The sequence below is a fragment of the Prevotella sp. oral taxon 299 str. F0039 genome (assembly GCF_000163055.2).
GTDB lineage: Bacteria > Bacteroidota > Bacteroidia > Bacteroidales > Bacteroidaceae > Prevotella.
Map to the genome: position 1 here is coordinate 733,657 of NC_022111.1, position 18,898 is coordinate 752,554.

The 18,898-nt window shown below is 34.2% G+C and carries 14 protein-coding genes and 1 tRNA gene; 10 read left to right on the forward strand and 5 right to left on the reverse strand.

Annotated features, from left to right (window positions below):
* Nucleotides 1-211 precede the first annotated feature (211 nt).
* Entirely contained in the window at nt 212-2,374 is a 2,163-nt protein-coding gene (locus HMPREF0669_RS06035) for a translation factor GTPase family protein (protein WP_009227633.1), read from the reverse strand.
* 159 nt (nt 2,375-2,533) lie between these two features.
* Here HMPREF0669_RS06035 and hemW point away from each other — a divergent pair, with 159 nt between their 5' ends.
* The 9 genes from hemW to HMPREF0669_RS06080 all read left to right on the forward strand — a co-directional run bounded on the left by hemW (nt 2,534) and on the right by HMPREF0669_RS06080 (nt 11,205).
* Nucleotides 2,534-3,673 carry a radical SAM family heme chaperone HemW gene (gene hemW / locus HMPREF0669_RS06040; RefSeq protein WP_009227634.1) on the forward strand — a complete coding sequence of 380 codons (1,140 nt, stop codon included), beginning with the start codon at nt 2,534-2,536 and terminating at the stop codon, nt 3,671-3,673.
* A gap of 152 nt (nt 3,674-3,825) precedes the next feature.
* A complete protein-coding gene (gene panB / locus HMPREF0669_RS06045) occupies nt 3,826-4,647 on the forward strand; it encodes a 3-methyl-2-oxobutanoate hydroxymethyltransferase (protein ID WP_009227635.1) in 822 nt (273 codons plus the stop codon).
* Nucleotides 4,648-4,729: 82 nt separating this feature from the next.
* Nucleotides 4,730-6,169, forward strand: coding sequence for a hypothetical protein (locus HMPREF0669_RS06050; RefSeq protein ID WP_009227636.1), 1,440 nt, complete (start codon nt 4,730-4,732; stop codon nt 6,167-6,169).
* Between the two features lie 4 nt (nt 6,170-6,173).
* Nucleotides 6,174-6,656 carry a cytidine deaminase gene (gene cdd / locus HMPREF0669_RS06055; protein ID WP_009227637.1) on the forward strand — a complete coding sequence of 161 codons (483 nt, stop codon included), beginning with the start codon at nt 6,174-6,176 and terminating at the stop codon, nt 6,654-6,656.
* An 83-nt stretch (nt 6,657-6,739) separates the two neighbouring features.
* Nucleotides 6,740-6,826: transfer RNA gene (locus HMPREF0669_RS06060), tRNA-Ser, on the forward strand.
* 154 nt (nt 6,827-6,980) lie between these two features.
* Nucleotides 6,981-8,492, forward strand: coding sequence for a DUF4301 family protein (locus HMPREF0669_RS06065; protein WP_009227638.1), 1,512 nt, complete (start codon nt 6,981-6,983; stop codon nt 8,490-8,492).
* Nucleotides 8,493-8,637: 145 nt separating this feature from the next.
* Nucleotides 8,638-9,906 (forward strand): MFS transporter, encoded by a 1,269-nt coding sequence (locus HMPREF0669_RS06070; protein WP_009227639.1) that lies wholly within the window; start codon nt 8,638-8,640, stop codon nt 9,904-9,906.
* Between the two features lie 2 nt (nt 9,907-9,908).
* Nucleotides 9,909-10,466, forward strand: coding sequence for a DUF151 domain-containing protein (locus HMPREF0669_RS06075; protein WP_009227640.1), 558 nt, complete (start codon nt 9,909-9,911; stop codon nt 10,464-10,466).
* Between the two features lie 10 nt (nt 10,467-10,476).
* Nucleotides 10,477-11,205 carry a 16S rRNA (uracil(1498)-N(3))-methyltransferase gene (locus tag HMPREF0669_RS06080; RefSeq protein WP_009227641.1) on the forward strand — a complete coding sequence of 243 codons (729 nt, stop codon included), beginning with the start codon at nt 10,477-10,479 and terminating at the stop codon, nt 11,203-11,205.
* A gap of 20 nt (nt 11,206-11,225) precedes the next feature.
* Here HMPREF0669_RS06080 and HMPREF0669_RS06085 read toward each other — a convergent pair whose 3' ends face one another.
* Complete coding sequence (locus HMPREF0669_RS06085) at nt 11,226-11,768, reverse strand: hypothetical protein (protein WP_009227642.1); 543 nt, start codon at nt 11,766-11,768, stop codon at nt 11,226-11,228.
* 412 nt (nt 11,769-12,180) lie between these two features.
* Between HMPREF0669_RS06085 and ppdK the strand changes: the two genes are divergently transcribed.
* Nucleotides 12,181-14,904 carry a pyruvate, phosphate dikinase gene (ppdK, locus tag HMPREF0669_RS06090; protein ID WP_009227643.1) on the forward strand — a complete coding sequence of 908 codons (2,724 nt, stop codon included), beginning with the start codon at nt 12,181-12,183 and terminating at the stop codon, nt 14,902-14,904.
* Nucleotides 14,905-15,208: 304 nt separating this feature from the next.
* On the opposite strand, the gene guaA is transcribed toward ppdK, so the two are convergent.
* The 3 genes from guaA to HMPREF0669_RS06105 are packed head-to-tail and all read right to left on the reverse strand — an operon-like array spanning nt 15,209 to nt 18,896.
* Nucleotides 15,209-16,753 carry a glutamine-hydrolyzing GMP synthase gene (gene guaA, locus HMPREF0669_RS06095; RefSeq protein WP_009227644.1) on the reverse strand — a complete coding sequence of 515 codons (1,545 nt, stop codon included), beginning with the start codon at nt 16,751-16,753 and terminating at the stop codon, nt 15,209-15,211.
* A 27-nt stretch (nt 16,754-16,780) separates the two neighbouring features.
* Nucleotides 16,781-17,530: a sugar phosphate nucleotidyltransferase gene (locus tag HMPREF0669_RS06100; RefSeq protein WP_020967242.1), complete on the reverse strand. Its 750-nt coding sequence runs from the start codon at nt 17,528-17,530 to the stop codon at nt 16,781-16,783.
* 55 nt (nt 17,531-17,585) lie between these two features.
* On the reverse strand, nt 17,586-18,896 hold the full coding sequence (locus HMPREF0669_RS06105; protein ID WP_009227646.1) for a DUF3078 domain-containing protein: 1,311 nt from the start codon (nt 18,894-18,896) through the stop codon (nt 17,586-17,588).
* Nucleotides 18,897-18,898 lie beyond the last annotated feature (2 nt).

Consider the following 18,898-nt stretch of genomic DNA (forward strand, 5'->3'; position numbering starts at 1 on the left):
TCAATCTTTTGCTTTTAATAAAAATCTCTCGGTCTTTTCCCCTCAATCATATATAAAATACGCCAGTTCGAGCTAATTTTAGTATTCAAATAAATTTTAATCGCCTCGATTTTAATCGTGTCGTATATATTCTTAAACAATATCAGGAAAAAGAGGATTTTACGAAAAATAGATGTATAACAAATTTGTTATACATCTATTTTATACTTTATTAGTTATCTGTACTTTCTTGTTCTACTAAATGGTTTTCAATTAATTTTCTTTGAATGTCATTTGGAACTAGTTCATAGCTAGAGAATTTAGTTGTAAAGGATGCTCTTCCGCCAGTAATAGAACTTAATGCAATAGAATAGTCGCTTAATTCTTTTAATGGAATCTTAGCTTGTAGCTTTTGATACCCTGCTTCTGTGTCCATTCCCATAATCATAGCACGGCGTCCTTGTAGGTCACTCATAACATCACCCATGAACTCCGAGGGAACATAAACTTCTAGATTGTAGATTGGTTCAAGTATTTTTGGACCTGCATTTTTAAAGGCATCTGAGAAAGCATGACGTGCTGCAAGCATGAAGGATAATTCGTTTGAATCAACAGGGTGCATCTTTCCATCGTACACAACCACACGAACATCTCGTGCATAGCTACCTGTTAATGGTCCATGCTCAATACAATCCATAATTCCTTTTAATATAGCTGGCATGAAACGGCTATCAATTGCACCTCCAACAACACTATTAATGAATAGTAATTTTCCACCCCATTCTAGGCTAATTTCTTCGCGCCCTTTGATGTTAACTTTAAATTCCTGACCGTTAAACTTATACGAAGTAGGATCTGGCATGCCTTCAGCATAAGGTTCAATGATAAGATGTACTTCTCCAAATTGTCCTGCTCCACCAGATTGTTTCTTATGTCTATATTCAGCAAAGGAGGTCTTTGTGATAGTTTCTCTATAAGGAATGCGTGGCTCTCCATAGATAACCTCAAGCTTCTCATTGTTCTCTAGTCGCCATTTCAAGGTACGAAGATGGAACTCTCCTTGCCCATGGATGATGATTTGTCGAAGCTCTTTGCTTTGATCTATGACCCAAGTTGGATCTTCTTGGCGCATCTTTGTGATCGCAGCCATTAGTTTTTCTGTATCTTGACTCTTTGCTGCTTTAATCGATCTAGAATATTTTGAATTTGGATATTTAATGAAATCGAATCGTTGATCTAAATCTTTTTCATTTAATGTGTTGCCTGTTTTGACATCTTTTAGTTTGACAGTACAACCAATATCGCCTGCATTTAATTGGTCAATAGGAATTCTATTTGCACCTGCGCATACATATAGTTGACCAATTCTTTCTTTAGAACCTCTATCAGAATTGGTTAAATCGTCTCCTACTTTTATAGACCCACTCATTACCTTAAAGTAAGAAACTTCACCAATATGAGGTTCCAAACCAGTCTTAAAGAAATATATTGATTTTGGATGGTCTACATTTGGGCACACTTCTTCACCTCTTGTGTTATGTATTTTAGGCATATCACTAACAAAAGGAACGACGTTTCCAAGGAATTCCATAAGTCTTCTTACACACATATCTTTTTCTGCAGAAACGCAGAAAATAGGAAATATAGCTCTGTTTATTAATCCTTTTCGGATACCATGGCGAAGCTCATCTTCTGTAAGAGTTTCTGTCTCAAAGAATTTTTCCATAAGAGTTTCATCGTTTTCTGCAGCTGTTTCAACTAATATCTTATGTAATTCTAAGGCTTTATCCATTTCTTCTGCAGGAATTTCTTCAATGGTTGGGATTCCTCCTTCTGGTTGCCATTTAAACATTTTCATTAGTAAAACGTCGATAACGGCATTAAATTGACTTCCTGTTTGTAAAGGATATTGAATCTGAACGCATTTACTTCCATACACATCTTTCATACTATTGATGATGGAATCGAAGTCACATTTTTCAGAATCAAGTTGGTTAATTAAAAAAATAACAGGTTTCTTGAGTTTCTCAGTGTATCTGAATACATTTTGAGTGCCTACCTCTGGACCATATTGACCATTGATTAAAAGAAGTGCTTGGTCTGTAACATTGAGAGCAGTGATGGTTCCTCCAATGAAATCATCAGCACCTGGGCAGTCTATTATGTTTAGTTTTTTATTGTTCCATTCAACATGAAAGACTGTAGGAAATACAGAATAGCCATATTCATGTTCAACAGGGAAGTAGTCACTAACAGTGTTTCGAGCTTCAATCGTACCTCTTCTTTTAATTAGTCCTGCTTCATATAACATACTTTCGGCAAGAGTCGTCTTGCCACTTCCCGAACTGCCAATAAGTGCAATGTTCTTAATTTCTTTAGTTTCATATACCTTCATAATTATTAGGTTTAAAGTGTTAGTACGTAAGTTATCAAAAGATGGAATATAATTCCTGATTAGTGTTACTAAGATACTTGTTTTTATTTAAATAACAATGATATTCATTTAAAAAGTATTTGATATTTAAAATATATTAGTATTTTTGTTATTAATATTATGGCAGGATTATATTTACATGTTCCTTTTTGTTCTTCGAAATGTTCTTATTGTGCATTTTATAGCGTAACAAATAATCAATTAAAGCAAGATTATATTGAAGCTATTTGTAAAGAGTTGTATTTACGCAAGCAATTCTTTAAAGATATTCATTTTAAAAATAATCAGTTTAAGCCTCTTGTCAATACGGTTTATTTCGGTGGAGGCACTCCTAGTTGTTTAGATGAGTATGCTTTTGAGAAGATATTCAATGCTATTTACGATTGTTTTGGTAACTCTTTTGAAGAAGTTACAATCGAATGTAATCCTGATGATATAACTCTTTCCTATGCAAAGATCTTAAAGAAATATGCCAATAGAATAAGTTTAGGTATTCAAACCTTTAATAATGATCAGTTGAAACTCATTAATCGCCGACATAATGCAGAAGAAGCGATTCGTGCAGTGGATATTATTAAAGAGGTCGGAATATCGAATATAAGTATAGATCTTATCTTTGGATTTCCTAAAGAGACATTAACTGATTGGCTGTTTGATATTGATCAAGCTATAAAGCTTAATGTTCAGCATGTCTCAGCTTATAGCTTAATGTTCGAAGAGGGCACAAAACTCTATCATCTTCTAAAAAAAAAGAAGATCGAACAGATATCAGAAGAATTGAGTGTAGAGATGTATGATGTTTTAATTGATAAGCTTTCTGAAGCTGGTTTAGCGCAATATGAGATTAGTAATTTTGCAAAGCCAGGTTTTGAATCACGTCATAATAGTAGCTATTGGAATGAAACACCTTATTTAGGAGTTGGACCTTCAGCACATTCTTATAATCTACTCACTCGCAGTTGGAATGTCTCAAATGTGTCTCAGTATATAAAAAGTATTTCTAAAGATATTCTTCCTTTTGAAGAAGAATTAATAGATGATATTACAAGGTATAATGATTTGGTGACTACTGCTTTAAGGACGAAAAAAGGAATACTTTTAAATAGTTTGCAAGGAGACTTTTCCCGATATATATTAGAGCAGAGTTCTGGCTTTATAAAAGAAGGAATGATCATGAAAACTACAGATAATCGCCTTGTTTTAACACGGAAAGGGTATTATATCAGTGATGCTATTATGGCTGAACTCATCAAAGTTTAGATCTTACCTCGTTCTTATTTTACATGAGTTCTACAAATTTACAAGTACTTATAATCCATGGAACTTACGTTATTTATATAAAGAGATGTTGACGCTTTATTCATTTATTATTTGTAATTTTGCACCTCAATAAAAATAATTAATAACAAGTTATGTCTAAATATTTATTTACAGATACAAAGAAGATAACTACTCAGAAGTTTATAGAGTTGAAAAAGCAGGGTGAAAAAATTACAATGCTAACAGCTTATGACTATACAATAGCTTCAATTATCGATCAAGCAGGAATAGAAGGAATTTTAGTTGGAGATTCTGCATCAAATGTTGTGGCAGGTAACTCAACAACATTGCCTATAACTCTAGATGAAATAATTTATCATGCACGCTGCGTTGTGAATGGAGTAAAACGTGCGTTAGTTGTCTGTGACATGCCTTTTGGTTCTTATCAAATAAGTAAAGAAGATGCTTTGAGAAATGCTATTAGAATTATGAAAGAGACTGGAGCAGATGCTTTAAAGCTCGAAGGGGGAGAAGAAATACTACCAACTATAAAAGGATTGATAGCTGCAGGTATTCCTGTTATGGGACATTTAGGCTTAACTCCACAAAGTGTTCATCAGTTTGGAGGATATGGTTTGCGAGCAAAACAAGAAGAAGAAGCAAATAAGTTGATTCAAGATGCTAAATTATTGACTGATGCTGGTTGCTTTGCGATAGTACTTGAGAAGATACCAGCAGAACTAGCAAAACGTGTTTCTAAGTCTATCGATTGCCCAACAATAGGTATTGGTGCAGGAAATGCAACAGATGGACAAATATTAGTGTCTGCAGATATGCTTGGATTAACACAAGGTTTCCGTCCAAAGTTTTTACGCCAATATGCTAATCTTTCAGAGATTATGACAGATGCAATTGGTAGTTATATCCAAGATATAAAGGAAGGAGCATTCCCTAGCGCAGCAGAATCCTATTAATATATAATAAGGTGGAACAAGATATTTGAATAAGCTATATCTGAAGTAATAAATTTTAATTTTCATCGTTATTATATTAATTATGAGAAATCCTTTTCAATATCTTGTATTAATATTTATATTGTTGGGAATTATCGCTTGTAGTGATAGCGACAGTTTTCCCAGTTTGCCAAGTTCTCGGTTGATCTTTTCTAGTGATACCCTTCGTCTTGACACTGTTTTTTCAACTACTCAGAGTTCAACTAAAACACTATGGGTATATAATAGAGGTAATAGTAATATTCATTGTAATACCATTCGTTTAGAAAATGGTAATCAAGCAGGCTTCCAAGTCAATGTTGATGGAATCTCTATAGGTAAGAATGTAGGCTATCAAACATCTGAAATAGATGTAAGAGCAAAAGATAGTATTCGCATCTTTGTAAAGTTTCTTGGAGAAAAAGTGTCGGGTGACTCGCCTCAAAAAGTGAAAGATAACTTGATTTTCGTTTTAGATAATGGACGAGAAGAACGTTTGAAACTTGAAACCTATGTTTGGAATGCTAATATTATTCGTAATCTTAGTGTTAAGAATGATACCACAATTTCGTCAATAAAACCTACAATTATTTATGGAGGAATAGATGTTGCAGAGGGAAGTACATTGACTATAGCAGCAGGAACAACTTTATATTTTCATGGAGATGCTGGAATAAATGTAAATGGACGTATTATCTGTAATGGAACGGCAAACAATAACGTGGTGTTACGTGGTGATAGATTAGACAAATTGTTTGATAATTTACCTTATGATAGGGTGAGTGGGCAATGGAAAGGGATCAATATAAATTCTTCTTCTTATGGTAATGTAATGAATTATACTGATGTTCATAGTGCTTTTGATGGAATAAAAATTGATTCTTCTAATGTTGCTACAGAAAAACTGTTCCTTAATTCATGTAGAATTCACAACAATTTAGGTTACGGCTTGTATGTGAATCATAGTAAGGTGCGTATCCAAAATACAGAAATAACCAATTCTGAAGCTGATTGTTTGTATCTTAAAGATGGTGATGTAGACATATTAGCTTCTACAATAGCTCAGTTCTATCCGTTTAATTCACGTCGAGGTTATGCGATTAATTTATTATATCGCAAAGTCAATCCTTTGACTTTCAAATGTGATAATAGCATCATAACGGGTTTTTCTGATGATGTTTTTAATATTTTAACAGATCATAAAGACTTAAATCTAGATAATATTAGTATTCGTAATACGCTTTTAAGAACGGCAACAATAGATAAACCTAGAGGAATGACTCTTGAAAATATAATGTATGAGGATGTCAAGGATACTATTTCTTATGGTGAAAAGAATTTCAAGACGATTGATTTAAAAACAATGTTCTTCGATTTTCGCTTGAAAGAAAAAGCAAAAGCACGAAACAATGCCTTTGTAACAACTCTTCCAGGTAATGATAGAAGAGGAGAAAGTAGAGTAGGACACCCTGACTTAGGAGCATTCATTTATAAAGAAGATTAATATTATGGAATATAAAAAGATAGAGATTAATTATCAATTATGTCAGCTTGAAGAGCTCTCTGAGGTAGAACAAATGGTAGTAAAGAAATCCATTGAAGCTACTAATACAGCCTATGCCAAATATAGTCACTTCTATGTTGGAGCAGCTGCGTTATTGAATAATGGAATAGTAGTGATGGGATCAAATCAAGAGAATGCAGCTTTTCCATCTTCTTTGTGTGCCGAACGTACTGCAGTGTTTGCCGCTCAGGCAACTTATCCTAATGAACCTATCAAAGTATTGGCTATTGCTGCAAAAACAGATAAAGGTATTTTGAAAGATCCAATAACTCCTTGTGGAGCTTGCAGACAGGTTCTTTTGGAAGTGGAGGATAGATATTCACAACCCATAAAAATTCTACTTTATGGACAGAATGGTATCTATTGTTTGACCTCTGTTAAAGACTTATTGCCATTTTCTTTTGTAGAAAGTAATATGCAAGATTGATCTTATTTGATAATTTCTATATAAAAGATTTGGCAGAATAAAAATAAAGCATTACCTTTGCACTGCATTAAAGAATAATGTAAGGAAGTTTGGGTGAGTGGCTGAAACCACCAGTTTGCTAAACTGACGTGCGGGTTACCGTACCGGGGGTTCGAATCCCCCAGCTTCCGCAAATCATTTGAAAAGGAATAGAATATTTTCTATTCCTTTTTTTGTTTTTCTTCTTTGTTTTATAATAAAATCTGTATCTTTGTTTAATATGTAATGTCGGAAAATACATTATATCTTGACTTGACAGTATTATTAAACCTAAAAGAATTGATTATGTTATCAAAGAAGAATCTAAACCAAATTACAAAGCAGGGGCTAACAGAGCAAATCATAGAACAGCAGTTGTCTCAGTTCAAGAATGGTTTTCCTTTTCTGAAATTAAAGGCTGCAGCTTCAGTAGAAGAGGGAATTGTGAAGACAAATGATGAACAAAGAGAATATTATATCAATCTTTGGAATTCATATAAACAAGGAAATAAAAAGATTGTTAAATTTGTTCCTGCAAGTGGAGCGGCAAGTAGAATGTTTAAAGATCTGTTTGAATATTTAGATGCAGACTACAAAGAACCACGAACTTCTTTTGAAAAAACATTCTGTGATAACATAAAGCTTTTTGCTTTTAGAGAGGAATTATGTGACAAGTGTAATCAGAATGATAAGAAAAACATCAAGGGTCTTATTGAAGTAGGGGATTATAAGACAATTGTAAGAAATCTTTTAGATGAAAAGGGATTGAACTATTCGAATTTACCCAAAGGACTTTTATTATTCTATAATTATGAAGATGGACCACGTACAGCGATGGAAGAGCATCTTGCAGAAGGTGCCTTATATGCATCTTCTCAAGGAAAAGTATTCTTGCATTTTACTGTTTCGCACAATCATCTTGATTTATTCAAAAAGAAAGTGAAAGAGAAGACTCCTTATTTTGAGAATAAGTTTGGTGTAACTTATGATATTTCTTTCTCTGAACAAAAGGCCACTACAGATACAATTGCTGTAAATCTGGATAATACTCCATTCTTAGATGAAGATGATAATCTTGTATTTAGACCTGGAGGTCATGGAGCATTGATCGAAAATCTAAATGATATTGATGGTGATGTTATCTTTATAAAGAATATAGATAATGTGGTTCCAGATAGTTATAAAGAAGATACAGTAGTGTATAAGCAAGTGCTTGCAGGTCTTCTTATTGAGCTTCAAACTAAGATTTTCAATTATCTTGAGGTGCTCGAGGCTAAAACTTACACTTCAGAAACACTTCAAGAGATTCGTCTTTTCTTAGAAAAAGAACTTTGTTGTGTGAAAAATGGCGTAGAAACTCTGTTGGAAGAAGAACTTGCCAACTATTTATTTACAAAGTTAAATCGCCCCATTCGCATTTGTGGGGTAGTGCGAAATCAAGGAGAAGCAGGCGGAGGCCCATTCTTAGTTTATAATAATGACAATACAATAAGTCTTCAAATTCTAGAATCAAGTCAAATTGATAAAGATAATAAAGCTTATCTTTCAATGTTTAGAAATGGTACTCATTTTAATCCTGTAGATTTAGTTTGTGGCACAAAAGACTTCAAAGGAAAACCTTTCAACCTTACTAATTATGTAGATAAGAATACAGGTTTCATTTCATTAAAGAGTAAGAATGGAAAGGAATTAAAAGCTTTAGAGTTGCCAGGACTATGGAATGGAGCAATGAGCGATTGGAATACGGTTTGCGTTGAGGTTCCTCTTTCAACATTTAATCCAGTAAAAACTGTTAATGATCTATTAAAGAAGTCGTAATATACGATATCTCTTAGAACACATTTATAGAAGAATAATTCTCTTATTTATTTTGAGAATTATTCTTTTTAGTATACCTTTGTGCAACAGAAAATAGAGATTTATAGTATAAAAACAAGAAATCAGAATATAAAATAATAGCAGTATGATGTTAAAAGTACGCTTAGCTCTAATGAACTTCTTGCAGTTTGCAATATGGGGAGCTTATCTAATATCTATGGGAACCTATTTATCGACAATTGAATTAGGTTCAAAGATTGGTGTTTTTTATTCAATGCAGGGAATTGTTTCGATCTTTATGCCTGCCATTATGGGAATAGTGGCAGATAGATGGGTGCCTGCTCAGAAACTAATGGGCTTCTGTCATCTTATAGCTGCAACATTTATGCTTGCTACAGGTTATTGTGGTATGGTGTTATCTAATAGCGGTGGGATAGAAGTTGCGTCGTCTTTGATGGAAGCAAAACTACTATTCCCTTTCTATTCTCTAAGCGTTGCATTTTATATGCCAACCCTTGCATTAAGTAATTCTGTTGCTTATACTGCATTATCAAATGCAAATATGGATACAGTAAAGAGCTTTCCACCAATTAGAGTCTTTGGAACTATCGGCTTTATCTTTACAATGTGGGTGGTAGATTTGTTTGGTTTTCAAGCAAATCACAATCAGTTCTTTGTTTCAGCATTCTGTGGATTATTGCTATTTGTTTATTCTTTTAGTTTACCTAAGTGTAATATTTCAAAGGCAACACATAATCAAACTTTTGTAGAAGCTCTTGGTTTTAAATCTTTTGCATTGTTTAAAGATAAAAGAATGGCTATTTTCTTCATCTTTTCAATGTTGCTTGGCGTGAGTCTTCAGATAACCAATAGCTTTGCCAATCCATTTATTACAAGTTTTAAAAATATAGCAGAATATTCAGACTCTTTTGGAGTTAATCATGCAAACATTCTTATTTCATTGTCTCAAATTAGTGAAACTTGTTGTATCTTACTTATTCCTTTCTTTATGAAGCGATATGGAATTAAAACCATTATGACTATGGCAATGATTGCATGGGTATTAAGATTTAATTTATTAGGATTAGGAAATCCTGGTGATAGAGTATGGATATTTGCTGCTTCTATGATTATTTATGGTTTGGCATTCGACCTATTTAATATCTCAGGTTCTTTATTTGTTGACAATTCTGTAGACTATGAGATGCGTTCAAGTGCGCAAGGACTATTTATGCTTATGACAAATGGAATTGGCGCAACCGTTGGAACACTTGCAGCACAAGCAGTTGTGAATAGTCATACCATAGATGGTGTTACTGATTGGGTGTCTTGCTGGATGATTTTTGCATGTTATGCCGCAGTCGTTGCCATTGGCTTTGTGTTGATGTTTCGTTCAAGAACAGAGAAACTATAAATATGAGTAACATTCAATTAACATTTCATGGAATCTCAACAATTCTAGAAGGACAGGACGTTGGGTTATTACTTTTGGTAGATGAACAATCTAACCAACAAATAAGTGTAATCTGTACTACTGAGAAACTGAAGGAATTTAGATTTTATCTTTCTGCAAAGAAAACTCCTAATACATTGTTAAACGTGTTGTGGAGTGTCATTCGTAGTTATGAAGAATCGAATTTTGAGGTTGTCATTAATACGTTAATTGATGGAGAGTATAAAGCATATTTATACAATTCTACGACGCTTGATTTATATCCTATATCTGCAGTTGATGGAGTTTTATTGAGTATTATTGCAAAGATTCCGATCTTTATCGACGAGTATTTGATGAAAAGGCAAAGTATTCCGTTTAATAAAGACTCAAAAACAATGTCACTTCCTGTTAATACACTATCTGAAGAGATGCTAGGCGAGGCTTTAACAAAAGCTGTAGATAATGAGAATTATGAGTTAGCAGCGGCATTAAATCAAGAAATTGAACGGAGAAAGAAACTAAAGAACAATAAAGGATAATATAATAAGAATGAAAGAAGTTCGATATTTTTATGCTCCTTCTGCTTTAGCAACAAACGAATTGCCAAGTGAAGAAGCTATCCATGCATCAAAAGTATTACGCTTGCAATCTGGAGATGAAATGGTGTTAATAGATGGGAAAGGTTCTTTTCATCAAGCAGAGATTGTAAATATAACAAAGAGTAGATGTGAATATCAAATTACTCATTCTCAAGAATTTCCTAAAACTTGGAATAATAATATTCATTTAGCAATTGCTCCTACAAAAAATATTGATAGGATAGAGTGGCTAACAGAAAAGATTACAGAAATAGGTTTCGATGAATTGTCTTTTCTAAATTGTAGATTTTCAGAGCGTAGGGTTGTAAAGAACGAACGACTAGAGCGTATTATCGTATCTGCAGCCAAGCAAAGTCGAAAGTCGTGGATGCCACAATTAAACGAAATGGTTTCGTTTAAAGAGTTCGTTTCGATACCGCATAAGGGATTAAAGTTTATTGCTCATTGTTATAACCAATTCCCAAAGATCGACTTATGTTCAACTCTTAATAAAGAAGAGATAAAAGAAGATGTTTTAATTCTTGTTGGTCCTGAAGGAGATTTCTCAGTAGATGAAGTTGAAATGGCTTTGAAAAATGGCTTTCAATCGATTTCTTTAGGGGAAAATAGATTAAGAACAGAAACGGCAGGACTTGTTGCTGTAACAATTGCACAATTTGCTTTAAGGAAAAATAAATAAAAGAGAGAAATCAAGAGTTATTAATTAATAACTCTTGTTTTTTTCTTATGATGGTGTTTCCTATGTTTCTTTTTAGAACTCGACTTCTTTATATTTATATGGTGTCGGTGTTTGGGAGAAGTTTTTATTTTACTTATCTTATTTAAGTCAAGCTCTCCGGGTATAGTACTTTCTGTTTTTGCGATTGTAATTTCTCCTGTAAATGAATTAATATCTAATTCTTCAACTTTAGAAATGTTATTAATATGTTTCTTTATGATTTTTATAGTGATAGTATTTCCATCTTTTGAAACTCTACTATCAATAATTTTATTTCTATTTTCTAGATTAATTTCATCTTGACTATTATTAAGAACATCATATTTATATAGTCGGTTATTTGATATATAATATAAAGCATGGCGTTTCATGTCTGTATATTTTGCAATAATATGGCTTCCTTTTGGTAGAGTTGTGCTTAATATTTTTATTCTGTTTGCAATAGGGGTTTGTGCTAATATACTTGAATTAAGAATTAAAAAGAAAGGAAGAATTGAAATTCTTATTTGTTTGTTTATTGTCATTATAATATAAGTTAATTGTGATGTTCCACGAATTTGACTTCAAAGTTAGCATATCTTCTTCTTCCTTCAAAACTATTCAACTTTTATTTGTATAATAAGACCATTGTAAACTTATAACTTTTACTTTATAAAAACACTATAATTACTTGATAATACGATAGATATTTGGAGGCAAAAATAGTCATTTTGTTTTTGAAAGAAAAGTGTATGATATAGTATGGTACATCATATTGAGTAATTATACATTCTTAAATATGCTCTTTGCAATCTTTTTGAATTATTCTGTCAAATGATTTTAGGTAAAAATGTAAAATAGACTTTGCATTTTGGTGTAAAATGTTTTGTTTATTGCTCTTTTTATTTTATCTTTGCAGTAATAAGAAACATTAAATAATAATTAAAAAATAAATCTATGAACGAAAAGAGAGTTTATACTTTTGGCAATGGCAAGGCCGAAGGAAAAGCCGATATGAAAAATCTATTGGGTGGAAAAGGTGCCAATCTTGCTGAAATGAACCTAATAGGAGTGCCTGTTCCTCCTGGATTTACAATTACAACTGATGTATGTAATGAATACTTTGTAAAGGGCAAAGACACTGTTGTTGCTTTGTTGAAAAATGAAGTAGAAAACTCTGTTAAGCATATTGAGGATTTGATGAACTCTAAGTTTGGAGATGTAGAGAATCCTCTCTTATTGAGTGTACGAAGCGGAGCAAGAGCTTCTATGCCTGGTATGATGGACACAATTCTTAATCTAGGATTGAATGATGAGGTGGTAGAAGGTCTAGCAAGAAAGACAGGTAATAAACGTTTTGCTTATGATAGTTATCGTCGTTTTGTGCAAATGTATGGCGATGTTGTGTTAGGAATGAAGCCTGTAAACAAAGAAGACATCGATCCATTTGAAAAAATTATTATGGATGTCAAAGCACAACGTGGCATCAAGTTAGATAACGACATGACTGTTGAAGAACTTCAGCAACTTGTTGTTTTATTTAAAGCGGCTATTAAGGAACAAACTGGACTAGATTTCCCTACCAATCCAATGGAACAATTATGGGGAGCTGTTTGTGCAGTGTTCGATAGTTGGATGAACGAACGTGCTATTTTATATCGTAAGATGGAAGGAATTCCTGCAGAATGGGGTACTGCTGTTAACGTAATGGCAATGGTATTCGGTAATATGGGTGATTCTTCTGCAACTGGTGTATGCTTCTCTCGTGATGCATCTACTGGTGAGAATCTTTTCAACGGAGAATATTTGTTAAATGCACAAGGTGAAGACGTCGTTGCAGGTATTCGTACTCCACTACAAATTACCAAAGAAGGTTCTATTCGTTGGGCAGAACTTCAAGGTATAGACGAAAGCATTCGTGCTACAGAATACCCTTCTCTTGAAGAAAGAATGCCTGAGATTTATAAAGAACTTGATGCGCTTCAAGATCGTCTAGAAAAGCACTATCACGATATGCAAGATATGGAATTTACTGTTCAAGAAGGTAAATTATGGTTTTTGCAAACTCGTAATGGTAAGAGAACGGGTACTGCAATGGTTAAGATTGCAATGGACTTATTGGCTGAAGGTGAAATTGATGAGAAAACAGCATTAAATCGTTGCGAGCCAAATAAATTAGATGAGCTACTTCACCCTGTATTTGATAAGATGGCAGAATCAAGTGCTAAGGTTCTAACAAGAGGTCTTCCTGCTTCTCCAGGTGCTGCTTGTGGTCAAATCGTATTTTTTGCTGATGATGCTGCAAGATGGAAAGAAGAAGGTAAGGACGTTATTATGGTTCGTATAGAAACTTCTCCAGAAGATTTAGTTGGAATGTCTGCATCAGAAGGTATTTTAACTGCAAGAGGTGGTATGACCAGCCATGCTGCAGTAGTTGCTCGTGGTATGGGTAAATGCTGTGTCTCTGGAGCTGGTGCAATCAATATCAATTACAAAGCAAGAACTGTAGAAATCGATGGAACAGTATTGAAAGAAGGTGACTATATGTCATTGAATGGAAGTACAGGTGAAGTTTATTTAGGTAAGATAGAAACTAAACCAGCTGAAGTAACTGGTGACTTTGCAAAACTTATGGAATTGTGTAGCAAATATACACGATTGGTAGTACGCACTAATGCTGATACTCCTCATGATGCACAAGTAGCTCGTGGCTTCGGGGCAGTAGGTATTGGACTTTGCAGAACTGAGCATATGTTCTTCGAAAATGAGAAAATCAAAGCTATGAGAGAAATGATTTTGGCTCGTACTAAAGAAGGACGTGAAAAGGCTTTAGAGAAACTTCTACCTTACCAAAAACAAGATTTCTATGGAATTCTAAAAGCAATGGACGGATATCCAGTAAATATTCGTCTACTAGATCCACCTTTGCACGAGTTTGTTCCTCATGATCTTGAAGGTCAGAGAATTATGGCAGAAGAGATGGGAGTGAGCGTTGAAGAAATCCAACAACGTGTAAACTCATTGAGCGAACATAACCCAATGCTTGGACATCGTGGTTGTCGTTTAGGTAATACTTATCCTGAAATCACAGCAATGCAAACAAGAGCTATTCTTGGAGCTGCTATTCAACTTAAGAAAGAAGGCTTTGATCCTCGTCCAGAGATTATGGTTCCACTTATTGGTATCGTAAACGAGTTTGATAACCAAGAAGCAGTTATTAGAGAAACAGCAGAAAAGCTATTTGCAGAAGAAGGTGTAGAACTTTCTTTCCACGTTGGTACTATGATCGAAATTCCACGTGCTGCACTTACAGCTGACTATATCGCTAAGAAAGCGGAGTACTTTAGCTTTGGTACAAACGACCTTACTCAAATGACCTATGGATATAGTAGAGATGACATCGCTAGCTTCTTACCCACTTATTTAGAAAATAAAATTCTTAAGGTTGACCCATTCCAAGTACTTGATCAAGAAGGTGTTGGTCAGCTAATTGATATGGCTGTTAAGAAAGGACGTGCAACAAAACCAGAACTAGTATGTGGTATTTGTGGTGAGCATGGTGGTGAGCCTGCATCAGTTAAGTTCTGTGATAAGGTTGGTTTGAACTACGTGAGTTGTTCTCCATTCCGTGTGCCTATAGCTAGACTGGCAGCGGCACAAGGTGCTTTAGAACAAAAGTAATAAACTCTTAAATATCAATCAATTAGGCGGAGTATCAAGTGCTTGAAAGGATATTCCGCCTATTTCATATCTTAAAGAAATGTTCATTTTTCACGCTTTATGTGCTCTTTTGAACATCAAAACTTACCAAAACTTAGAATGAGCGCAAATGTTTACACTTTGTTTTCCATTTTGTAATACGCTGTTTACAGACTCAGTAGGAAAAAGGTTATTTGTACAAAATAAGCCAAAATTCTATAGTTCAAAGCTCTATAGAGATTTTGGCTTAAATATCTTTATTAAAAAATAAACAAAAAACTATCTATTACTCCCATTCAATCGTTGCTGGTGGTTTTGATGAGATATCGTAGCAAACACGATTTACACCCTTTACTTTATTAATGATTTCGTTTGACACTTTTGCCAAGAACTCATAAGGAAGATGTGCCCAATCTGCTGTCATCGCATCGGTACTTGTAACTGCTCGTAGTGCAACAGGATGCTCGTAAGTACGTTCATCGCCCATGACACCAACACTTCTTACTGTCGTTAAAAGTACAGTTCCAGCTTGCCAAACCTTGTTATATAATACTTCGCCATCTTCGCAAACCCATTTCTTCATTGTTTCAATGTAGATATCGTCTGCATCTTGAAGTATTTTTACACGCTCAGGAGTGATATCTCCTAAGATACGTACAGCCAAACCTGGACCTGGGAAAGGATGTCTCTCAATAAGACTTGCAGGTATTCCGAGTTCATATCCAACACGTCTTACTTCGTCTTTAAATAACCATTGAAGTGGTTCGCATAGTTGAAGGTGCATTTCTTTTGGTAAACCTCCAACATTGTGGTGGCTCTTTATGGTCATACCTGTAATGCTTAAGCTTTCAATTCTGTCAGGATAAATAGTTCCTTGAGCCAACCATTTAGCGTCAGTAATTTTCTTGGCTTCAGCGTTGAACACCTCAACAAAGTCACGACCAATAATCTTTCTCTTTTGTTCTGGATCGGTAATGCCTTCTAAGTCCTTAAAGAATTTCTCGCTAGCGTCTACTCCAATAACGTTCAAGCCAAGTCCGCTGTAAGCTTCCATAACGTTATTGAATTCGTTCTTTCTTAGCATTCCATGGTCAACAAAAATGCAAGTAAGCTGGTTACCTATAGCTTTTTTGAGCAACATTGCACATACTGTAGAGTCAACACCACCCGACAAACCAAGGATAACACGGTCGCTTCCAACTTGTTTTTTTAGTTCTTCTACTGTGGTTTCAACGTATGAGGCCGCACTCCACTCTTGTTTGCTTCCGCAAATGTCTACAACAAAATTTTTAAGAAGAGTTTTTCCTTGTAGAGAGTGGAATACTTCAGGGTGGAATTGCACTGCCCAAAGAGGTTTTTCGCTACTTGCATAAGCTGCATTTTCAACATCTTCAGTAGACGCAATTACTTTACAGTCTTCAGGAATCTTTGTAATAGTGTCGCCATGGCTCATCCAAACTTGTGAATTCTGCTCAAAACCAATAAATAAAGGATTTGAGTTGTCTACAGATTTAAGGTGAGCACGACCATATTCACGTGATTCTGTGCGCTCTACTTTACCTCCTGTTGAGTGTGATATGTATTGAGCACCATAACAAATGCCAAGTACTGGATACTTACCAACGAATTCGTTTAGATCGCATTGGAATGCTTCAGTATCGTGAACTGAATAAGGAGAACCACTAAGAATAACACCAATTACATCTGGGTCGTTCTTAGGAAACTTATTATAAGGTAGTATTTCACAGAAAGTATCAAGCTCACGAACACGTCGTCCGATAAGTTGTGTCGTCTGTGAACCAAAGTCCAAAATAATAATTTTTTGTTGCATGTATCTTTGTTTTAATGTGATAATTCTTTATAATTTGTAATCTAACGTACTAATAAATTGCTCCGCTTGATCTAATGTTTCAAACTTACCGACATCGATTAATTGTAAATTGTCTTGTACATACCCTTTAATCTTTACTTTGTTGCAAACTTTAAGATAGAAATCAATTATTCCAAACTCATCAGGGAATGAGTTCATTAAAGGAAATAGGGTAGGAGAGAAGACATGAATGCCAGAGAATGCCAATTGGGTACACTTATTAATATTGAGCAATGGATAAGGAGTTTTTACCTCATTTGTCTCAGTATTTATCCAACCACACAAGAGCATGTCTTCATTAAATAGTAAGTATCGCTTTGTTTTTCGCTTACTTACTAAAAGAATTGCTTCTGCATCGAGAGTTGAAGGAAGATGATATAAGTGTTTGAGGTTTACGTTGCTAACGATATCTACATTGTGAATAAGAATAGGTTCTTCTTTATTAAACAAAGTAGCAGCAGCTTTTAATCCTCCACCAGTATTTAAAAGATGTTTGCTTTCGTCGCTTACCTTTATATTAAGGCCGAAATTTTGTTTATCAACTAAATAATTCTTGATTTGTGAAGCAAAGTGATGTACATTGATAACGATGTCGTTAAAGCTTGCAGTTTGTAAGGTCTTGATCGTTCTTTCCAACAGAGTTTGCCCACCAATGTTTACTAATGCTTTGGGTATATCATTGGTAATAGGTTTTAAACGGGTTCCTAGTCCTGCTGCAAAAATCATTGCTTGCATCATATCAATTAAGAATTATATTTTAATGAACAGATATTTATGTATTAACTAAATGTGCTTAGAACGAGTAAGCAAATCCAATTGAAGCGTATTCTTTGAATTCCCAATAGCCATGTTTGCTGTCTCTGCCTCGAGCATCGTCAAAACGAGGATATAAGAAAATATTAGTTGAAATGAATTTGTTAAATTGAAAAGATAGAGTATTTTCCCATTCAATCTCAGCACGTTTATAGGTTGTGTAGCCATATAAACGAGTTCTCCATTTGATCATATCACTTAAAACCCAAGTAAGGTCTGCAGTGAATTCACTACCGAGATCGTGTAGGGTTCTGTGGAAAGGCTTTAAACCATATCTTGCTGCTAACTCTGGGCGTTGAATATATTTAAAATTATAGGCAACGGGAGCCATATGGATTGTTCCTTTAAGTCTTTCTTTGAAGCATAATAGGTTGTAATCCATACCGACAGATAAATTTGCATTTAAAGGGGCGATAAAGGAAGAATAAATTTTAGAGTCATTATTTTTAAATCCTTTCATGAACTGAGTACTTGCAATGAGCTGTAAGGTATAATACCATTTCTGAGATGCTTGTAAACCGAATTTACTTGTGTAACGAATAAGGTCTTCCGAGGTTTTAAACCGATGGATAGAATCTCCCTTAGAGGTTTGAAAACCAAGTTTAAGTTCTAGTTTGTTATCCCATTTTATCTTTTGCTTGTTATTGTAGATCGCTTGAATAATTGCACTTGCAACCATAGAATAGTTGCTTTCTCCACCTTTATACCAGTTGTCAGACACATAATTTTGTAGAAATTGTAAGTAATAATCTCCATAGAAATTCCAGAAATTTGGTTTTCTTACAGCGATATCAATTATTGTCGGACCATCTTCCTGTGGAGTTATGTCTGCTTTATCAGTAACTGCTGGTAAGGTCTTTAATTTATTAATATTATTAGGAGATAATATATTTGCAACCAAAATATCTTTGTCTACAAAGCGAACAAGGGATGGTCTATTCAAATACACATTCATAAGTGATTTGTTAATTGAGTTGCTTAATAGATCATCCATATTATAATAGTTATCAAGACAAAATGACTTGTGGATAATTTCTCTATAATAAGTAGTAGGAATAAAAAGAAGAGCAAAAGTACTTTGAGTGTTATAAGTCTTACTTTCTTTTCCTGTTTTTTCGTAGGTAGAATCCTGTTTACTTCTAAATTGAGTCAAAGAATCTACATAGTTTGTTACGAATTTATTATATGTATCGTATAATTTGTTTGCTGCTTTCCTATTGATACTTTGCGCATTTATAGGTATTATACCGCTAAAAATCAGTAAAATAGCAATTTTTGTTATTGAATTCATAT

Excerpts from the sequence above, each read along its gene's own strand:
- HMPREF0669_RS06035 (WP_009227633.1), bottom strand. The coding sequence starts at position 2,374 with ATGAAGGTATATGAAACTAAAGAAATTAAGAACATTGCACTTATTGGC.
- hemW (WP_009227634.1), top strand. The coding sequence starts at position 2,534 with ATGGCAGGATTATATTTACATGTTCCTTTTTGTTCTTCGAAATGTTCT.
- panB (WP_009227635.1), top strand. The coding sequence starts at position 3,826 with ATGTCTAAATATTTATTTACAGATACAAAGAAGATAACTACTCAGAAG.
- HMPREF0669_RS06050 (WP_009227636.1), top strand. The coding sequence starts at position 4,730 with ATGAGAAATCCTTTTCAATATCTTGTATTAATATTTATATTGTTGGGA.
- cdd (WP_009227637.1), top strand. The coding sequence starts at position 6,174 with ATGGAATATAAAAAGATAGAGATTAATTATCAATTATGTCAGCTTGAA.
- HMPREF0669_RS06065 (WP_009227638.1), top strand. The coding sequence starts at position 6,981 with ATGTTATCAAAGAAGAATCTAAACCAAATTACAAAGCAGGGGCTAACA.
- HMPREF0669_RS06070 (WP_009227639.1), top strand. The coding sequence starts at position 8,638 with ATGATGTTAAAAGTACGCTTAGCTCTAATGAACTTCTTGCAGTTTGCA.
- HMPREF0669_RS06075 (WP_009227640.1), top strand. The coding sequence starts at position 9,909 with ATGAGTAACATTCAATTAACATTTCATGGAATCTCAACAATTCTAGAA.
- HMPREF0669_RS06080 (WP_009227641.1), top strand. The coding sequence starts at position 10,477 with ATGAAAGAAGTTCGATATTTTTATGCTCCTTCTGCTTTAGCAACAAAC.
- HMPREF0669_RS06085 (WP_009227642.1), bottom strand. The coding sequence starts at position 11,768 with ATGACAATAAACAAACAAATAAGAATTTCAATTCTTCCTTTCTTTTTA.
- ppdK (WP_009227643.1), top strand. The coding sequence starts at position 12,181 with ATGAACGAAAAGAGAGTTTATACTTTTGGCAATGGCAAGGCCGAAGGA.
- guaA (WP_009227644.1), bottom strand. The coding sequence starts at position 16,753 with ATGCAACAAAAAATTATTATTTTGGACTTTGGTTCACAGACGACACAA.
- HMPREF0669_RS06100 (WP_020967242.1), bottom strand. The coding sequence starts at position 17,530 with ATGATGCAAGCAATGATTTTTGCAGCAGGACTAGGAACCCGTTTAAAA.
- HMPREF0669_RS06105 (WP_009227646.1), bottom strand. The coding sequence starts at position 18,896 with ATGAATTCAATAACAAAAATTGCTATTTTACTGATTTTTAGCGGTATA.